Genomic DNA, 17,701 nt, shown 5'->3' on the forward strand with positions numbered 1-17,701 from the left:
ACAGGGACATGTCTTACAAGAGTGATATTGAGATAGCGCGCGAAGCGTCTAAGCGGCCTATTCAGGAGATTGGGGACAGGTTGGGCATCCCGTCCGAGCATTTGTTGCCCTATGGGCATGACAAGGCGAAGGTGAGCCAGGCGTTTATCAATTCGACCAAGAGCCGTGAGGACGGCAAGTTGATCCTGGTGACGGCGATCAACCCGACGCCTGCGGGTGAGGGCAAGACGACGACGACGGTGGGTCTGGGCGATGGTCTGAACGCGATTGGCAAGAAGGCCATGGTCTGTATCCGCGAGGCGTCGCTGGGTCCGAACTTCGGGATGAAGGGCGGGGCGGCTGGCGGCGGTTATGCGCAGGTCGTGCCGATGGAGGAGATGAACCTCCACTTCACGGGCGACTTCCACGCGATCACCTCGGCGCATTCGCTGCTCTCGGCGATGCTCGACAACCACATCTACTGGGGCAATGAGCAGGAGATCGACATCCGCCGCGTCCAGTGGCGCCGGGTTGTGGACATGAACGACCGCGCGCTGCGCCAGATCACGGCCAGCTTGGGCGGTGTGGCCAATGGCTTCCCGCGCGAGGCGGGCTTTGACATCACCGTGGCCTCCGAGGTCATGGCGATCCTGTGTCTGGCCAATGACCTCAAGGATCTCGAGACGCGTCTGGGCGACATGATCGTGGCCTACCGCCGTGACCGTTCGCCGGTGTTCTGCCGCGATATCAAGGCCGAGGGCGCGATGACGGTGCTCTTGAAGGACGCGATGCAGCCCAACCTCGTGCAGACGCTGGAGAACAACCCGGCCTTCGTGCATGGCGGGCCCTTTGCCAATATCGCGCATGGGTGCAACTCGGTGATTGCGACCACGACGGCGCTGAAGCTTGCGGATTACGTGGTCACGGAAGCGGGCTTTGGGGCCGATCTGGGCGCTGAGAAGTTCATGAACATCAAGTGCCGCAAGGCGGGGCTGTCGCCCAGCGTTGTGGTCTGTGTGGCCACGGTCCGCGCGATGAAGATGAACGGTGGCGTGGCCAAGGCCGATCTTGGCGCGGAGAATGTGGATGCGGTCAAGGCGGGCTGTCCGAACCTGGGCCGTCACATCGAGAACCTGAAGAGCTTCGGGGTGCCGGTTGTCGTGGCGATCAACCACTTCGTGACGGATACCGATGCGGAAGTGCAGGCGATCAAGGACTTCGTGGCGGATCATGGCGCGGAAGCGGTCTTGAGCCGCCACTGGGAGCTGGGCTCGGAAGGGTCGAGCGATCTGGCGCGCAAAGTGGCGGAGGTGGCCGATGCCGGGAGTGCGAACTTCGCGCCGATCTATGCCGATGAGATGCCGCTGGCCGAGAAGATCAACACCATCGCCAAGCGGATCTACCGCGCGGACGAGGCGCTGATGGATCAGAAGATCCGCGATCAGCTCAAGCTCTGGGAGGAGCAGGGTTACGGCCATCTGCCGGTCTGTATGGCGAAGACGCAGTACTCGTTCTCGACCGATCCGAGCTTGCGCGGGGCGCCGACGGGCTTCTCGGTGCCGGTGCGCGAGGTGCGCCTGTCCGCAGGCGCAGGATTCATCGTGGCGGTTTGCGGTGAGATCATGACGATGCCGGGTCTGCCGCGTGTGCCTTCGGCCGAGAACATTCACCTTAATGAAGATGGACAAATAGAAGGGCTTTTTTAAGCGGAGCTTAAAAAAGAGTGGGACAGAGAGAATTTGGCAAAGCCAAACTCTCGGAGTCCCACACCCTCGTCACTCTGGGTGCTTCACGGCAGGCGTTTCAACAAAAGGGGGCTCTGCCCCCGCCCTACGGGCTCCCCCGGAGTTTACTTAGCAAGATGAAGAGGAGGCGTGGGAATGACGGCTCAGAAGATTGACGGCAAGGCGTTTGCGGCGGATGTGCGCGGGCAGATTGCGGCGCATGTGGCGCGCTTGAAGGCGGATCATGGCATCACGCCGGGGCTGGCGGTGATCCTTGTGGGAGAGGACCCGGCCTCTGAGGTCTATGTGGCGGCCAAGCACAAGCAGACGGTTGAGGTGGGGATGGCGAGCTTTGAGCATCGTTTGCCGGCTGACGTGCCGGAGGCGGCGCTTTTTGCGCTGATTGATCAGCTTAATGCCGATGCGTCTGTGCATGGGATCCTGTGTCAGTTCCCGGTGCCGGATCATCTGGATGAGCGGGCTGTTGTGGCGCGGATTGATCCGGCCAAGGATGTGGATGGCTTGAGTGTGGTGAATGCCGGTTTGCTGGCGTCGGGGGAGACGGGGCTGGTGTCCTGCACGCCTTTGGGCTGTCTGATGCTCTTGCGCGATCAGCTGGGGGATATGTCGGGCAAGGAGGCGGTTGTGATTGGCCGCTCGAACCTCTTTGGCAAGCCGATGGGGCAGCTATTGTTGCAGGAGAATTGCACGGTCACGATCGCGCATTCGCGCACGGCGGATCTGCCGGCTGTGGCGCGGCGGGCGGATATCCTCGTGGCGGCCGTGGGGCGCGCGGAGATGGTCAAGGGGGATTGGATCAAGCCCGGCGCCACGGTCATTGACGTGGGCATCACGCGCATCCCGCATCCCGACAAGCCGGGCAAGAGCAAGCTTCTGGGCGATGTGGACTACGCCGAGGCCACGCAGGTCGCCGCCGCCGTGACCCCCGTGCCCGGCGGCGTCGGCCCCATGACCATCGCCTGCCTGCTCGCAAACACACTCACCGCTTGCTGCCGCGCCAACAAACTCACAGAACCCAAAGGACTAACCGCGTGAGGGATCGAGTGGAAGACCCGCGTCTGCTCAAGGGTGCGCCTGTTCGCCAGCGTATTCTGGATGAGGTTGCCGCTTACATTGAGGCGCAACCAAAGATCGGCAAACTTGTCTCGATTTCTATTGGGGATGTGCCGGAGGTTGCGGTTTACGTCCGCAATCAGGCCCGTGTTGCGCGCGGCGTTGGTATGCCATTTGACCAGGAGTTCTGGGGCGCAGATGTCACTCAGGAAGAGTGTAAGACGCGGCTTCAGGCCATGAACGATGATCCCAGTATTCTGGGTGTGATCTTGCAGCGTCCGGTCCCGGATCATCTTAATGTGCGGTCTTTGCAGTCCGCGATCCATCCGCTCAAGGACGTAGAAGGTATGAACCCGGCGTCCATCGGGAATATTATCTACAATGATGTTGCTCTCGCGCCCTGTACGGCGGCGGCGGCAGTGGAGCTTGTGCGCGCCACGGGCCTTCCATTGGAAGGGCTTGAGGTTGTCATGGTGGGGCATTCCGAAATCGTTGGAAAGCCTGCGGCTATGATGCTGATGGCGGAAGGGGCGACGGTGACGGTCTGTCACCACATGACGCGCTCTGTTGCCATGCATTCACGCCGTGCGGACGTGGTTGTGGTAGCGGTTGGCAAGGCGCATCTGATTGGGGCTGACATGATCAAGCCGGGCGCTGTCGTGATTGATATTGGTATCAATCAGACCAGCGATGGGATTGTGGGGGATGTAGATACAGATGCGGTTTTGAATGTCGCTGGTTGGGTCACCCCGGTGCCGGGTGGTGTGGGGCCTGTGACGGTTGCCATCTTGATGCGCAATGCCACGGTGGCGCACCAGCGCCAGATCGCCGCGGGATGGTTGGATCAGAGCGCCAAGTAAGCAATGCCTGAAAAGGCCAGCAGACACCCGAGCCATTGAACCACCCGCATGCGTTCCTTGAGGAAGGCCCAGGCGAGGACGATGGTGAGCATGCCGAATGTCGACGCGGCAACGGCGGCGAATTCCGGTCTTGGCAGGCTGGCGGCGGAGATGACGGACAGCAAGGCAACCCCATCGAGAAGCCCCATGACCCCCAGCGGCAGCAGGGCCCTAGTTCCGGGATACTTGGGCTGACGTGCCGCGAGGATTATGATGCCCAGCAAGAGCAATGCTGTCAGGCGGGCGACGAGAGTTGTCGCGATCTCGCCGCCAGACACCGCCGCGAGTTGGCCCAGTTTAAACGTGCAAGCGAACCCTGCAGCCGATATCAGAGAAAGTACCAAAGTTGGGCCCATGGGAGGATAGCGCGCGTCACTATCGTCAGAGAAATACGCGACCGCGCTGACACCTGCGATGATCAGACCGACAGCCAAGGCATCCAATGCCGTGATACTGGCGCCGAACCACGCGGCGAAGATCATCGACAGGATCGGATAGCTCGCGATGGCGGGTGCCACCAAGCGCACCGGGCCGCGCTCAAAGGCAAAGTAGAGTCCGAGGCTTGCCACGAGGAATGCAACCCCGGCGGCAATGGACAGCCAAAAGGCCCGCGCCGGCAAGGCGATTCCATCCTGTAGCGCGAGCAACACGCCGATCTGAAATGTTGCGCCCACCAGCAGAACAAAGAGCAGTGCCGCGAGGAGCGGCACGGATTTGCTCAGGTACCTGATAGTGATGTCGTGCAGGCCCCAGCACAGCGCTGCGATCAACCCGAGTGTCAGTGATGTCATGGTGTGCAAGTCCTCCGGACGCGAAAAAGAAACGGCAAGGTGTGGAACCGGGTTGATTGATTGAGGCTTGCTGTTATTCTCACCATTAAACTTTTATTCCACTCATGCAAATCTGTTTCTCCAGACAGGTGCATAATGCAGGATGCAAGATATGCTGGATGATGCCTATCCTCAGGTGGTGCCGGGCCCGCCAAAGCCGAGCCGCATTCTCGAACCAATGGTGTTTTCGATGCCGCCCGGCACAGAGCGCTACGTCGTCGAAGGCTGCGGTGCGGTGCTTGTTCGGGTGGAGCAGGGTGATCGGATCGAGGTGATCAACACCGAGGGCGGCCAGCCTTGCGAGATCGTTGCTTGTGACAAAAGCGGGGCCAGTGCGCCGGGGATTTTGGGCGCACATGCACAGGGCAAGCCGATTGGTCTCATGGCTCTCCTGAGCAGCGCCAACCAAAGCTTGAGGGCGTTGCGCATGGGGCTCGAGGCGCGCGACATTGATTTGGCCAATTGCGAGGCGTTGCGCGAATTCGACGGCAGCACGCCTGCGGGCGACAAGATTGAGTATCAGGCGCAACGTGAAGGCACGATCATCATCGCGGCGCCTCACCCCAATCCCGACGGGATCATGGACTTTGAGGCACAAGACACCGCAACGCCGCTGACCATCTATCTGCGCCGCGCCGTCATCAAGCAGACCGCGCGTTTTGAACTGCCTGACCCGCTTGCGGATCCCGTGGATGATATTCGTGTGCACACCCAAACTGCCGAGAGCTACTTCGTGAAGGCGGGGGACTACATCCAGATCATTGATGTGGATGGCCGCCAATGTACGGATTTCCAGTGTTTTGATGCGCGTAAGCTCGACCGGGGCATCGAACACGCCCTCGACGTCACGACCACTCGGACGATCATGGAGCATGCCTATCCGATGCCGGGTCTGCATGCGAAATACTATGACCAGGACATGGTGCCGCTTCTGGAGGTGATTCAGGATACCTGTGGGCGCCACGATGCCTTCGCGCTGGCCTGTTCGTCCAAGTATTATGACGATATTGGCTACCCTGGACACATCAACTGCTCCGACAATTTCAATGGAGCATTGGCCGATCGTGGCGTGACCGCGCGGGCCGGATGGATGGCGATCAACTTCTTCTTCAATACCGGGCTGGACGAGCATGGCGTGATGTATTCGGACGAGCCGTGGTCGCGGCCGGGTGATTATGTGCTGCTGCGTGCACTGACGGATCTGGTCTGCGTTTCCTCCGCCTGTCCCGACGATACCAGCCCAGCCAATGGCTGGAACCCGACCGACATTCACGTGCGCACCTACAGCGGTGCCGAAACATTCCAACGCCAGATCGCCTACCGGCCAACACCAGATGCGGAGCCAAAGATGACCAAGCAAACCGGGTTTCACGAGAGCTTTGACCGCTTCACCGACAATTTCATCGAATACAACGGCTATTGGTTGGCCAATTGCATGGCCACCGAAGGGCCGATCAAAGAATACCATGCCTGCCGGGAAAAGGCGGTGGTGCTGGATCTCTCGCCGCTGCGTAAATTCGAGATTACCGGCCCGGATGCAGAGGCGCTCTGCCAATATATCTTTACCCGCAACATGAAGACACTACCCGAACTTGGCGTGGTCTACTCTGCGATGTGTTATGAGCATGGCGGGATGATCGATGACGGCACGGTCTTCCGGCTGGCCAAGGATAATTTCCGCTGGATTGGCGGGTCTGACTACGGCGGCGAGTGGATTCGTGAACAGGCGGAAAAGCTGGGCCTAAAAGTGCTGGTGCGCTCTTCCACAGACATGCAACACAACATTGCCGTGCAAGGCCCCGAAAGCCGTGACATCCTGCGCAAATTCGTCTGGACGGCGCCGCATCACCCGAATTTCGATGATCTTGCCTGGTTCCGCTTTACGCCTGCGCGGATTGGCGATCATGACGGGATCCCGATCGTGGTCAGCCGGACGGGCTACACGGGGGAACTGGGCTACGAGATTTTCTGCCACCCCAAACATGCGACGGAAGTCTTTGATGCGGTCTGGGCGGCGGGCGAGGGCCATGGGCTCGCGCCCATGGGGCTGGAAGCGCTTGATATGGTGCGGATCGAAGCAGGGCTGATCTTCGCCGGATACGACTTCTCTGATCAGACCGACCCGTTTGAGGCAGGCATCGGCTTCACCTGTCCGCTCAAATCCAAGACCGATGATTTCATCGGGCGGGATGCGTTGATCCGGCGCAAGGAGCATCCGATGCGCAAGCTTGTTGGGCTCGATATCGACAGCAATGTTGATGTGGCCCACGGCGATTGCGTGCATATCGGACGTGCGCAGGTGGGTGAGATCTGCTCCTCCATGCGCTCCCCGCTCTTGGGGCGCAACATCGCCATGGCGCGTATCGATGTGGCCCATGCGGACGCGGGTACGCAGGTGGAGATTGGAAAGCTCGATGGTCATCAAAAACGCTTGCCGGCAACGGTCCGCGCGGATCTGGCGGCCTATGATCCAACCAAATCCAAGCCGCGGTCGTGATCTGTCATGCGTGAGGTTTTGCTGGATCAGATCGGTGGCGAAGCGGCGCTGCGTGACCTTGTCACTCGGTTCTATGATCTGATGGAAACTGAACCCGTCGCCCATGACATTCACCGCCTGCATTTTCGCGGTCACGGCATTGAGCATACGCGCGAAGCGCAGGTGGAATTCATGTCGGGTTTCATGGGCGGGCGGGCCTATTACCGCGAGCGGCATGGCCATATGGACCTGCGGGAGATCCACGCCCATGTCCCGATCCGCGAGGTCGATGCCGAGGCATGGCTCTCCGTCTGGGATAAGGCTCTCGAGGACTGCGGTCACGCAGGCCCGCATATCGAAGCCTTACGGCGTACGGTGCGCCGGGCCGCGCTCATGCTGGTCAATGACGTGCCGGATTGGCGGGTGGGCGAAGCGCCTTAACAGGCGTGGATGGTGGTCTGTCGCCTCGGTCGGCTTAGATGTCCCGGCATGAAAAAACGTGATTTGTCAGAGGCTGATATCAGCGCCATCGTGGAGATGGCTTTGTCTGATCATGTGGGCTGGACAGATATCGAACTGGAATATGGCCTCGGCCCCGATGAGGTGAAAGACCTTATGCGCCGCACGCTGAAACCGGGCAGCTATCGTGCATGGCGGCGTAGGGTGCGGACGTTCTCGGATCGGCGCATGCGGTACAAATAGGGGGCAGTGAACGATGAAAACTCTACTGGCGGCACTGGCTTTGCTCTGCAACACGGCGATAGCGCAGGCGCAATCGGTCAAACTCACAGGCGATGAGATTCGCGCGCTTCTCACTGGCAATACGGCCATCGGGCGTTGGGAGGGTGCCATGTACCGGCAGTTCTTCGGCGCCGATGGTATCACGATCTACGCGCCGCAAGGCGCGCGGTCTGCGCGGGGAGAATGGCGCGTGGATGACGCCGCACAGGAGTATCAGAGCATCTGGCCGGGGGATGCCGCTTGGGAAGGCTGGTTCGTTATGGAATATGGCGGCACATATTATTGGGTCTCCCGGGCAACGCCACCCACGCCGTTTCAAGTATTGGAGGGCGAACAGCTGGTGGCGCAATGAAAGTCGGCTTGGCTGCACTGTTCCTCGCCATGATGGGCTCACAAACAAGTGGCGGCATGGCGCGGCCGGAAATCTGTGGCCAGCTCCTGCTATTGGCAAAAGGTAGCGCGCAGGACGACGCACCGCTCCTGCCCTATGTCGGCCCGGCCAAATGCGCCACGGCGCGGGATCTCTCGGGGCAAACCTCGCATCATTGCCACTGGTCTTTCGCCTTTCGGGCCGATGCCGCGCATACCTATTTTGACACGTTGAGCGCGGCACTTGCCTTTTGCTCCGAGACGCCCGTGCAGGTTGCCGGTGCACGGGTCAACCATCCCGATAGCTTTGACCAGATCACCGGCGAGATCGCGGAGCAGAGTGTGAGCCTTTCGCTTAAGGACAAAGGGGCATTGCAGCAAACGCTCGTTTTCTTGCGCGTGGTGACGCCCTAAACCTGCGCCCGAAAGGCGGAATAGAGGCGCGCGGAGCGCTCCACGAAATCATCCGCCTGCGCTTCACTGCGCTCCACAAATGCCCAAGCCGCCGCCTCGGAGCCCAGCCAATCCACAGCGCAGGCCAAGTTGCCGGGATCCTGCATCCACTGGGTTACCGTCCCGCGTTGGACTTCAGGGTGGAACTGGAGACCCCAGGCTTTGGAACCAATGCGCATCATCTGGTTGGCGCATCCCTCAGAATAGCCTAGCACCTGCGCGCCTTGCGGGGGCCGCGTCACCTCGACACCGTGCCAATGCATGGCCGCAAACCTCCGGGGCAGGGCACCCACGATGGGATCGTCAGCGCTCACTGACAAGGTCACGTCACTGACCGCGATTTCGGGCTTTGGCATGAGGGCGCAGGTTCCGCCCATGGCCTCTGCCAACAGCTGATGGCCCAAGCAGATGCCGAGGTAAGGGCGACCGGATAAAACCCACGCGCGGATTGCGCTCTTTTCTCGGCGGAGCCAAGGGTGGGCGTCCTCCTCCCACACGTCCATCGGCCCGCCCATCACCATGAGCGCGTCATACTCTGCGCATGCGGGGACCGCCTCGCCATCAAAGAGCCGCACAATATCGACCTGATCGCCCGCTGCCTCAGCGTGCGCGCCGAAGGCCGCGGGCGGCTCTCCGGCGCTGTGTTGGAAGACGAGAAGCTTCACTTAGTTTTGGAGATAGACCTCGAGGCTATCATCCAGCGCGTCTTTCCAGGGCGTGTGATGTTTGGGGGCCATGGATCCGGTGATGACGGATTTGTAGCCATTGTCGCGGAAGGTCATGATGCCCTTCTTCTTGTGGCCCTTCCATTCCTTGAACGCCATGCAGGCGCCTTCAAGATCGAAGCTGGGGTAATCCGTCTCCGCGATGAGCTCTTTGACGTAATCCCCCTGATACCAGATCGCGTCGTAGTCATCCTCGCCGGCATCCTCGCGTGCTTCGCGGTCGGCGATATCGGCCTCCATTGCCGCGCGATCGGGCAGGGCAATCTTGCCCATGATGACGTCACGCGCCCACCACGCTTGCGCATCGAACATGTTGAAGGTGAACCACTGGTCCTGCATCCCGATGTAGAAGAGCGCGGGGTTGGGCGCGAAGGCCACGCCCTTGTAGAGCATCGCTGTGGCCAAACGGTTGGCAGTGACCAGCTTGAGGTCGTTCTCCATGAAGGGAAAGTGGTGCTGATAGCCGGTGCAGAGGATCACGGCATCGACCTCTTTCGATGTGCCGTCTTTGAAATGGGCGGTCTTGCCATCCATATAGGTGAGCAGCGGCACTTCCTGCCAATTGTCGGGCCAGTCGTAGCCCATGGCGGCGGTCCGGTGGCTGACGGTTACCGATTTGCAGCCGTATTTCCAGCATTGCGAACCGATGTCCTCGGCTGAATAGCTGGTGCCGATGATGAGAATGTCCTGATCCTTGAATTCAACCGCATCGCGGAAATCATGGGCGTGCAGCACGCGGCCGGGAAATTTGTCGAACCCGTCAAACTGCGGGACATTGGGTGTCGAGAAATGCCCGGTGCAGCAGATGACGTGGTCGAATTCCTCTGAGTAGATTTCGTCCTTGGGCAGATCGCGGACCGTGACGGTGAACTTTCCATCTGCGAAGCTCACATTCCTCACGGCCTGCTCAAACCGGATCCAGTCGCGCACACCGGCCTTTTTCACTCGACCTTCGATATAATCAAAGAGCACAGCGCGGGGTGGGTAGGAGGCAATCTGCTTGCCGAAATGCTCTTCAAAGGAATAGTCGGCAAACTCCAACCCTTCCTTGGGGCCGTTGGACCACAGATAGCGATACATCGAGCCATGCACCGGCTCCCCATATTGATCAAGGCCCGTGCGCCAAGTGTAGTTCCACAGTCCGCCCCAATTGGCCTGCTTTTCGAAGCAAACAATCTCGGGGATATCCTCGCCATTGGCCTTTGCGGATTGAAATGCGCGCAATTGAGCCAGCCCCGATGGTCCGGCGCCCAGAACTGCAATTCTCTTGGTCATAGGGTCCCCCTGATTGAGATAAAGTGTTTCCTAGAGGGGATCGTTTTTATTCCCTTAAGTCAACTAATTTGACTGCGGAGAAAGACAAAAAGTGCCACTGACGGTCCGAAAGTTGATCTGACTCGCGGAAACGGGACGATCTACTTTGCCGAAGGAGAGCCCATTTTTCACCTTCTGGGCTTTTATTATGTTGATTTTGGTTCGGTTGTTCGGTGGCTCGAACACGACGGTCTACTGCTGTTGCAGTGTACTCGGTATCGAGCCCGCGACGGCCTTAGCGATACGGATGGGCGCGGCTCTTGGGATCTTTGCCAGACCTGCCGCAATGCGCGGATGATTGCGCTGAGGGCGATATGTTCTGGCACTCCAGGGCATATAGTGAGGGCCAAGAGCTGAACATCGGCCGAGGGCTGCTATGCGGGACGAAGCCGTCATTGCGGGTCAGAGGTTGAATGGCCGCTTTTGGTAATAAATTGGGGCCATTGCAATCGTTCAAAAAAACGATGACGCGATCGAACGGAGAAGGTCCTTGCCCTTGGTTTACTTCACCATAAACGGATCGGAGTGACGTTTGGCTTCGTTGAAAGTGCCATCAAGTGCTTTTGCATGGCCTGTGTACGTGTCAAATCCGGCGGGTATCATCATTCCTCGGGGTGCCTCGGATGTGAAGAAATACCCAACGGTTGTTGGATCACGTTGAAACCAGCTCGGGTCATCGAAGGAGCCCGAAAACACGCCAACGCAGTCGGGGAATCTGTCCGGTCTTAGAAACAGATAGGTCCCGCAGTCCACACAGAAGTGTATGCGAACAGGCTGACCGCTTCCGTCGGACATATACGTGAATACCTTTGTTTCGCCTTGTGTCAGGCGAAACTGCTGTTCGCGAAACATGCTCTCAACGTTGTAGTCTGACCCGGTAAGACGTTGGCAAAATGTACATGAACACACCGCCACATAGTAAGGCTCTGCCGATACTTCAAATCGGACAGCGCCACACAAACAGCCGCCATTTTGAGTAAGGTCTTCGTCTTTCATTCTGTTAGCGTAGCAACGAACACAACGATTGTCTTCGCTTGATCCAAGACATTCGCCACGTTGCGGCATCCCAGTAAGTATGGGCTCAGAGTCGCCATTCGCTGTGTCCATCAAGGGCCACCCAGACGCAGAAAGGCCGCCCCTGTTGGAGCGGCCTTGTTTTGTGCCTTTGGAACGGGCTCAGATGTCGAGTGTGTTGTCTTTTTCCCAACGCGAGAAATGGGAAACGAAACTGTTCCATTCCTGCATCTTCATCTTGAGGTAGGCGGCGGAGAACTCATCGCCCATGGCCGCCTTGAGCCCCTTGTCCTTGTCATATTCGCGCAGAGCATCCAGCATGTTGAGCGGCAGCTTCGGTGCGCCGCGGACCTTGTGGCCTTCGGCATACATGTCGATGTCATGACGTTTGCCGGGATCGGCCTTGGAGCGAATGCCGCTCAGGCCGGCGGCAATAATGACCGCTTGCAGCAGGTACGGGTTCGCGGCGCCATCGGGCAGGCGCAGCTCAAAGCGGCCGGGGCCAGGCACGCGGACCATATGCGTGCGGTTGTTGCCCGTCCATGTGACCGTGTTGGGCGCCCATGTGGCCCCTGACATGGTGCGCGGGGCGTTGATGCGTTTGTAGCTATTGACCGTCGGGTTGGTGATCGCGGCCAAGGCGCTTGCGTGTTTCATGATCCCGCCGAGGAAATGCTTGCCGCGCTCAGACAGGCCCACTTCACCGGTCTGGCCTTCGCCCTCACCTGCAAAGACATTGGTCTTGGCATCCGCGCCGGGCGCATCCCAGACGGAGATATGCGCGTGGCAGCCGTTGCCCGTCAGACCCTCGATGGGCTTGGGCATGAAGGTTGCGCGGAAGCCATGCTTTTCGGCGACGCATTTGGTCATGAACTTGAAGAAGGAATGCTTGTCGGCGGTGCGCAGGGCATCGTCAAAATCCCAGTTCATCTCCCACTGGCCATTCGCGTCTTCGTGATCGTTCTGGTAGGGGTTCCATCCCATCTCAAGCATGTAATCAGAGATCTCACGGATGACATCGAGCCTGCGCATGAAGGCCTGTTGATCATAGCAGGGCTTGGCTGCCGTATCGAAGGAATCCGAGATCTGATCGCCTTCAGGCGTCAAGAGGAAGAACTCCGCTTCGACACCAGTCTTGACATGCATGCCTTCTTCGGCGGCCTCGGCAATCAACTTGCGCAGCACGTTGCGCGGGGCTTGTGCAACAGGTTCGCCTTCCATGACACAATCCGCGGGGACCCAGGCAATCTCGCGGTTCCACGGCAGGATGATCACAGCTTCAGGATCGGGGACCGCAAGCATATCCGGGTGGGCCGGTGTGAGATCGAGCCAGGTGGCAAAGCCCGCGAAGCCCGCTCCGTCTTCCTGCATATCGGCAATGGCCCGCGCAGGCACCAGCTTCGCACGCTGGCCACCGAAGAGATCGGTGAAGGAGATCATGAAGTATTTGACGCCGTTGTCCTTGGCAAATGTGGCCAGATCAATGGTCATGGAGTGTTCCCTATCGTTCGTCTTGTTTTTGTTTGTAAAAAAGGCGCGTCCCTGAGGGGCGCGCCTTCGGTTTGGGTCAGTAGGAGGTGTTTGGCTTGCCGGGATACCAATCGGTTCCCGCCAGCGGCACCTGGGCCATGGCCGCCGCTTCCATCGTCAGAGCGACCAGATCCTCGGGTTCGAGGTTGTGCATGTGGTTCTTGCCACAGGCCCGCGCGATGGTTTGCGCCTCAAGCGTCATCACCTTGAGGTAATTGCGCAAACGCCGCCCGCCTTCGACAGGGTCGAAGCGCTTCATCAGTTCGGGATCCTGTGTGGTGATCCCGGCGGGGTCCATGCCTTCATGCCAATCGTCATAGGCGCCAGCTGTAGTGCCCAGCTCGTTGTATTCGGCTTCCCATTTGGGATCGTTGTCGCCCAGAGCGATGAGAGCCGCTGTCCCAATCGCGACCGCATCGGCCCCCAGCGCCATGGCTTTGGCCACATCCGCACCGGAGCGAATGCCGCCCGAGACCACAAGTTGGACTTCGCGGTGCATCCCGAGATCCTGAAGCGCTTTGACCGCGGGGCGAATGCAGGCCAGCGTCGGCTGCCCGACATGTTCGATGAAGACGTCCTGCGTGGCGGCCGTGCCGCCCTGCATCCCGTCCAGAACGACAACATCCGCGCCCGCTTTGACGGCCAGCGTCGTGTCGAAATACGGGCGGGCACCGGCGACTTTCACGTAGATCGGCACTTTCCAACCTGTGATCTCGCGCAGTTCGAGGATCTTGATTTCCAGATCGTCAGGACCCGTCCAGTCTGGGTGGCGACAGGAGGAGCGTTGGTCGATCCCCTTGGGAAGATTGCGCATTTCCGCCACGCGGTCGCTGATCTTCTGGCCGAGCAGCATGCCGCCGCCTCCGGGCTTTGCGCCCTGGCCCACCACAATCTCGATGGCATCCGCCTTGCGCAGGTCATCGGGGTTCATCCCATAGCGCGAGGGCAGATATTGATAGACGAGCTTGGACGAATGGCCGCGCTCCTCAGGTGTCATGCCGCCGTCACCGGTGGTCGTGGACGTGCCTGCAGCATTTGCCCCCCGGCCCAGTGCCTCCTTGGCGGGGCCTGACAATGCGCCGAAGCTCATGCCCGCAATGGTGATCGGGATGTCGAGCTGAATCGGGTTCTTTGCAAATCGCGTGCCCAGCGTGACGGATGTTTCGCATTTCTCGCGGTAGCCTTCGAGCGGATAGCGCGAGATCGAGGCCCCCAGAAACAAAAGGTCGTCGAAGCTCGGTACCTTGCGTTTCGCGCCACCGCCGCGAATGTCGTAGATCCCCGTGGCCGCGGCACGCCGGATGTCGCTGTTGACGTCCTGTGTGAATGTCGCGGATTGGCGAGGCGTTGTGTGGGGAATACCCCGTGCGTCGTGATCTTTCATGGGAAGGTCCTCAATAGGCGCCAGCGTTGTCGACGTCAAAGTTGTACAGGGTCCGGGCGGACCCATAGCGCCGGAATTCCGATGCTTTGGCATCACAGCCGCCGCGTTCGAGCAGTTCTTCGAGAATGGCAATGTGTTCGGGACGCATTTCCTTCTCCACACAATCCGCGCCGAGGGACTTGACCTCGCCGCGCACGAAGAAGCGCGCCTCATAGCAGCTGTCACCCAGCGCATCGCCTGCATCGCCGCAGACAACGATGTTGCCTGACTGTGCCATGAAGGCGGACATGTGGCCGACATTGCCGTGCACGATGATGTCGATGCCCTTCATCGAGATGCCACAGCGCGAGGATGCGTTGCCCTTGATGATCAATGTGCCGCCATGTCCGGTCGCACCGGCGTATTGCGAGGCGTCCCCATCGACGATCACGGTGCCTGACATCATGTTTTCAGCCACCCCCGGTCCGGCGGAGCCTTTGATGTGCACATTGGCTTGCTTGTTCATGCCCGCACAATAGTAGCCCGTCGATCCCTTGACGGTCACATCAATGGGAGCATCCAGGCCGCAGGCAATGGCATGGGAGCCACGCGGGTTCACGATTTCCCAGGCGGTCTGGTTGGTTTCCTGCGACTGCGCGTGCAGGGTGGCGTTGAGATGGCGCAGGCCTTCTGCTTCAAGATCGATCGTCTGCATATCAGTGGTTCCAGAAATAGACAGTGGCGGGTTCAGGTTCCCAGACGCGAGCGTCTTCGATGCCCGGCAGGTTGACCAGAGCACGGTATTCGCTGCCAAACGCGACATAGGCATCGGTTTCGGCCATAACGGCGGGTTTGCAGGCAATGGGATCACGGACAACGCCGAAGCCGTCCTTGGTGCCCACAACGAAGGTGAAGAATCCATCGAGATCATCGAGGGAGCTTTCCAGCGCTTCGCCCAGCGTCGCACCGTTCTGCATGCGCCATGTGAGATAGGCGGCGGCAACTTCGCTGTCGTTCTTGGTCTCGATATGGACCCCTTCCCGCGTCAGTTTGCGGCGCAGGGAATTGTGATTCGACAGCGAGCCGTTGTGCACGAGGCACTGATCGGCGCCTGTGTTAAATGGATGCGCGCCCATGGTTGTGACGGCCGATTCGGTGGCCATGCGGGTATGGCCGATGCCATGGCTGCCTGACATCTTGGAGACCTCAAAACGCTCCGCCACATCTTTTGGCAGGCCCACTTCCTTGTAGATCTCGAGGATTTCACCTGTGCTCATGACGCGGATGTTGCCTGCCATGTTGGCCAAAGCGGCACGGGCATCCTTTATCTTGTCTTCGGGCATTTCCAGAACGGCATGAGTGTCTTTGACCCTGATCGAGACTGTCGCGCCAATATCGGCGCCGAGGCGCTCCGCCAGACCGTCAAAGGCCGTTTCGGCATTGTCAGATTGTACGGTCAGTTTCGCGGTGCCGTCTTTATCGGCGCCGTAGATAGCGATGCCTGCGCTGTCAGGGCCACGGTCTGTCATCGTGATGAGCATATCCGTCAGCATGTCTCCCAGCTGCGGTTCCAGCGATTTGTCTTTGAGGAATAGTCCAACAATGCCGCACATTGGCACGCTCTCCTGTGTTGGTTTTTTTTGACGCTAGCACCATTTTTGTGCTCCCGACAACCACGAGGAAAATTTTTTTCACCTTAGGCAAATTTTTCTAGGCAGATCGGACTTCTTCTGGTTCACTTAGGGTGAGCGTCTTTGTGCACAAAGAACAAGAAGAGGCGCGCTTCAACAGATGACGGAGGGAATCTTGGAAGAACAACTTGCCGAACTCGCGGCCCAAGTGGCAGCGATGGAAGCCAAGAGCAATCTGACTAATACAATGTTTGCCGAGGCCTATTATTATTTGACGATCCCGCTGATGATTATCATCCATGCGGGGTTTCTAGCTTATGAAATGGGCGCATCCCGCGCCAAGAATGCGCTCTCGTCTGGTGTCAAAAACATCCTCGCCTTCGCCTTCGTGATTCCCGCTTTCTACTTCTTCGGTTGGTGGGTGTATTGGGCATTCCCCACAGGTTTATCGTTTGCGGAAGGTCCCAACGGGATTTCCGGCACCGCCTATGCGAACTCCATTGCCCTGGCTTGGGGCGAAAGCGCCGCCTACATGGGGCCGAACACGGAAGACCAGATCGATGGCGTGTTCTGGGGTGCCTTCACATTATTCGCTGCAACAACAGCGTCCATCATGTCCGGTGCCGTGATCGAGCGTATCCAGACTGTGGGATTCGTCATTCTGGCGGTGATCCTTGGCGGGTTTAGCTGGACGCTGGCCGCGGCCTGGGGCTGGCATGCTGATGGCTGGCTTGTGACGGGATGGGGCGTGCATGACTTCGGTGCCGCTGGTCTCGTGCATGCTGTTGCCGCGTTCTTCGCGCTTGGCGTTTTGATCAACCTCGGCCCGCGCATCGGCAAGTTTAACCCAGATGGCACGGCCAATGACCTGCCAGGCCACAATATGCCGTTCACGGCGACCGGTCTGATGCTCATTATCGTGGGCTTCTGGGGCTTTCTGATGGCCTGTCTGGTTGTCGGTGGTGAGGCTTGGTCCTGGAGTGCGAACTACACCACGATCTATGGCACACCGACCAACCTTGGCGCATTGGCCTTCAACATCCTGATGTCGGTTGCCGGTGGCATTATCGGAGCATGGGTTATGACGCGCGATCCCTTCTGGATGATGTCCGGCGCGCTGGCGGGTATTATCTCTTGTGCTTCAGGCCTCGATATCTACTATCCGGCGCTCGCCTTCATCATTGCCTTCTCTGCAGGCGTCATCCTCAAGCCCTGTGCCTCGATCCTCGAGAATATGGGAATCGATGACGCGGTCGGCGCGGTCACTGTGCACGGCACCATTGGTATCTACGGCATGTTGATGCTTGGTGTGTTTGGCTCCGGCTATCCGGCGGCGCTCGGCGAAGGGGCGGCGACCGTTTCCTTGGTGGGGCAGGCGGTTGGCGCGGTGGTCTTTATCGCCATCGGTCTGGGCACGGGCTATATCTCGTCGCTGATCCTCAAGATGGTGGGCATGCTGCGTGTGCCGGAAGCAGCGGAGATCGCAGGTCTCGATACCGTCAAAGTACCCGCGCAAGCCTATCCGGAAGGAATTCCGGCATCGGCTCCCGCTGCTAACTAACTAGCCTGAGAAAGAGGA

Annotated in this window: 17 protein-coding genes; 9 read left to right on the top strand and 8 right to left on the bottom strand. The window is 59.3% G+C overall.

Annotated elements, in window-relative coordinates:
• Positions 1-8: 8 nt before the first annotated feature.
• From ACP15S_RS17355 to ACP15S_RS17365, 3 genes are all read left to right on the top strand, one after another.
• On the top strand, positions 9-1,685 hold the full coding sequence (locus ACP15S_RS17355) for a formate--tetrahydrofolate ligase (protein ID WP_425041013.1): 1,677 nt from the start codon (positions 9-11) through the stop codon (positions 1,683-1,685).
• A gap of 174 nt (positions 1,686-1,859) precedes the next feature.
• Positions 1,860-2,759 (top strand): bifunctional methylenetetrahydrofolate dehydrogenase/methenyltetrahydrofolate cyclohydrolase FolD, encoded by a 900-nt coding sequence (gene folD / locus ACP15S_RS17360; RefSeq protein ID WP_425040935.1) that lies wholly within the window; start codon positions 1,860-1,862, stop codon positions 2,757-2,759.
• Positions 2,756-3,637 carry a bifunctional 5,10-methylenetetrahydrofolate dehydrogenase/5,10-methenyltetrahydrofolate cyclohydrolase gene (locus tag ACP15S_RS17365; RefSeq protein WP_425040936.1) on the top strand — a complete coding sequence of 294 codons (882 nt, stop codon included), beginning with the start codon at positions 2,756-2,758 and terminating at the stop codon, positions 3,635-3,637. Before folD ends, ACP15S_RS17365 begins: the two co-directional genes overlap by 4 nt.
• Here ACP15S_RS17365 and ACP15S_RS17370 read toward each other — a convergent pair.
• On the bottom strand, positions 3,622-4,467 hold the full coding sequence (locus ACP15S_RS17370) for an EamA family transporter (protein WP_425040937.1): 846 nt from the start codon (positions 4,465-4,467) through the stop codon (positions 3,622-3,624). The genes ACP15S_RS17365 and ACP15S_RS17370 overlap by 16 nt on opposite strands.
• 151 nt (positions 4,468-4,618) lie before the next feature.
• Between ACP15S_RS17370 and ACP15S_RS17375 the strand changes: the two genes are divergently transcribed.
• Genes ACP15S_RS17375 through ACP15S_RS17395 form a run of 5 tightly spaced genes read left to right on the top strand, consistent with a single transcriptional unit; the run spans position 4,619 to position 8,506 of the window.
• Entirely contained in the window at positions 4,619-7,003 is a 2,385-nt protein-coding gene (locus ACP15S_RS17375; protein WP_425040938.1) for a DUF1989 domain-containing protein, read from the top strand.
• A gap of 6 nt (positions 7,004-7,009) precedes the next feature.
• Entirely contained in the window at positions 7,010-7,423 is a 414-nt protein-coding gene (locus ACP15S_RS17380) for a group II truncated hemoglobin (protein ID WP_425040939.1), read from the top strand.
• 48 nt (positions 7,424-7,471) lie between these two features.
• Entirely contained in the window at positions 7,472-7,684 is a 213-nt protein-coding gene (locus tag ACP15S_RS17385) for a DUF2805 domain-containing protein (protein WP_425040940.1), read from the top strand.
• 13 nt (positions 7,685-7,697) lie between these two features.
• Positions 7,698-8,075, top strand: a complete 378-nt coding sequence (locus ACP15S_RS17390; RefSeq protein WP_425040941.1) for a hypothetical protein — start codon at positions 7,698-7,700, stop codon at positions 8,073-8,075.
• Positions 8,072-8,506, top strand: coding sequence for a hypothetical protein (locus ACP15S_RS17395; protein ID WP_425040942.1), 435 nt, complete (start codon positions 8,072-8,074; stop codon positions 8,504-8,506). Before ACP15S_RS17390 ends, ACP15S_RS17395 begins: the two co-directional genes overlap by 4 nt.
• On the opposite strand, the gene ACP15S_RS17400 is transcribed toward ACP15S_RS17395, so the two are convergent.
• The 7 genes from ACP15S_RS17400 to ACP15S_RS17430 form a co-directional block, all read right to left on the bottom strand.
• Positions 8,503-9,210: a type 1 glutamine amidotransferase gene (locus ACP15S_RS17400; RefSeq protein ID WP_425040943.1), complete on the bottom strand. Its 708-nt coding sequence runs from the start codon at positions 9,208-9,210 to the stop codon at positions 8,503-8,505. The two genes, ACP15S_RS17395 and ACP15S_RS17400, sit on opposite strands and share 4 nt — an antisense overlap.
• Positions 9,211-10,545 carry an NAD(P)-binding domain-containing protein gene (locus ACP15S_RS17405; RefSeq protein ID WP_425040944.1) on the bottom strand — a complete coding sequence of 445 codons (1,335 nt, stop codon included), beginning with the start codon at positions 10,543-10,545 and terminating at the stop codon, positions 9,211-9,213.
• 540 nt (positions 10,546-11,085) lie between these two features.
• Positions 11,086-11,580, bottom strand: a complete 495-nt coding sequence (locus ACP15S_RS17410) for a GFA family protein (RefSeq protein ID WP_425040945.1) — start codon at positions 11,578-11,580, stop codon at positions 11,086-11,088.
• Positions 11,581-11,760: 180 nt separating this feature from the next.
• Complete coding sequence (gene glnT / locus ACP15S_RS17415) at positions 11,761-13,089, bottom strand: type III glutamate--ammonia ligase (RefSeq protein ID WP_425040946.1); 1,329 nt, start codon at positions 13,087-13,089, stop codon at positions 11,761-11,763.
• Between the two features lie 76 nt (positions 13,090-13,165).
• Positions 13,166-14,512, bottom strand: coding sequence for an FMN-binding glutamate synthase family protein (locus ACP15S_RS17420; protein ID WP_425040947.1), 1,347 nt, complete (start codon positions 14,510-14,512; stop codon positions 13,166-13,168).
• Positions 14,513-14,522: 10 nt separating this feature from the next.
• Entirely contained in the window at positions 14,523-15,206 is a 684-nt protein-coding gene (locus ACP15S_RS17425; RefSeq protein WP_425040948.1) for a protein GlxC, read from the bottom strand.
• 1 nt (position 15,207) lies between these two features.
• Entirely contained in the window at positions 15,208-16,104 is an 897-nt protein-coding gene (locus tag ACP15S_RS17430) for a class II glutamine amidotransferase (protein ID WP_425040949.1), read from the bottom strand.
• Between the two features lie 193 nt (positions 16,105-16,297).
• Between ACP15S_RS17430 and ACP15S_RS17435 the strand changes: the two genes are divergently transcribed.
• Positions 16,298-17,683, top strand: a complete 1,386-nt coding sequence (locus tag ACP15S_RS17435) for an ammonium transporter (protein ID WP_425041303.1) — start codon at positions 16,298-16,300, stop codon at positions 17,681-17,683.
• The last annotated feature ends 18 nt before the right edge of the window (positions 17,684-17,701 follow it).

The sequence above is a fragment of the Primorskyibacter sp. S187A genome, from assembly GCF_049800955.1.
Lineage (GTDB): Bacteria > Pseudomonadota > Alphaproteobacteria > Rhodobacterales > Rhodobacteraceae > JAKVBH01.

Coding starts and splice junctions, on each gene's coding strand:
- ACP15S_RS17355 (WP_425041013.1), top strand. CDS start 9: ATGTCTTACAAGAGTGATATTGAGATAGCGCGCGAAGCGTCTAAGCGG.
- folD (WP_425040935.1), top strand. CDS start 1,860: ATGACGGCTCAGAAGATTGACGGCAAGGCGTTTGCGGCGGATGTGCGC.
- ACP15S_RS17370 (WP_425040937.1), bottom strand. CDS start 4,467: ATGACATCACTGACACTCGGGTTGATCGCAGCGCTGTGCTGGGGCCTG.
- ACP15S_RS17375 (WP_425040938.1), top strand. CDS start 4,619: ATGCTGGATGATGCCTATCCTCAGGTGGTGCCGGGCCCGCCAAAGCCG.
- ACP15S_RS17380 (WP_425040939.1), top strand. CDS start 7,010: ATGCGTGAGGTTTTGCTGGATCAGATCGGTGGCGAAGCGGCGCTGCGT.
- ACP15S_RS17385 (WP_425040940.1), top strand. CDS start 7,472: ATGAAAAAACGTGATTTGTCAGAGGCTGATATCAGCGCCATCGTGGAG.
- ACP15S_RS17390 (WP_425040941.1), top strand. CDS start 7,698: ATGAAAACTCTACTGGCGGCACTGGCTTTGCTCTGCAACACGGCGATA.
- ACP15S_RS17395 (WP_425040942.1), top strand. CDS start 8,072: ATGAAAGTCGGCTTGGCTGCACTGTTCCTCGCCATGATGGGCTCACAA.
- ACP15S_RS17405 (WP_425040944.1), bottom strand. CDS start 10,545: ATGACCAAGAGAATTGCAGTTCTGGGCGCCGGACCATCGGGGCTGGCT.
- ACP15S_RS17410 (WP_425040945.1), bottom strand. CDS start 11,580: ATGAAAGACGAAGACCTTACTCAAAATGGCGGCTGTTTGTGTGGCGCT.
- glnT (WP_425040946.1), bottom strand. CDS start 13,089: ATGACCATTGATCTGGCCACATTTGCCAAGGACAACGGCGTCAAATAC.
- ACP15S_RS17420 (WP_425040947.1), bottom strand. CDS start 14,512: ATGAAAGATCACGACGCACGGGGTATTCCCCACACAACGCCTCGCCAA.
- ACP15S_RS17425 (WP_425040948.1), bottom strand. CDS start 15,206: ATGCAGACGATCGATCTTGAAGCAGAAGGCCTGCGCCATCTCAACGCC.
- ACP15S_RS17430 (WP_425040949.1), bottom strand. CDS start 16,104: ATGTGCGGCATTGTTGGACTATTCCTCAAAGACAAATCGCTGGAACCG.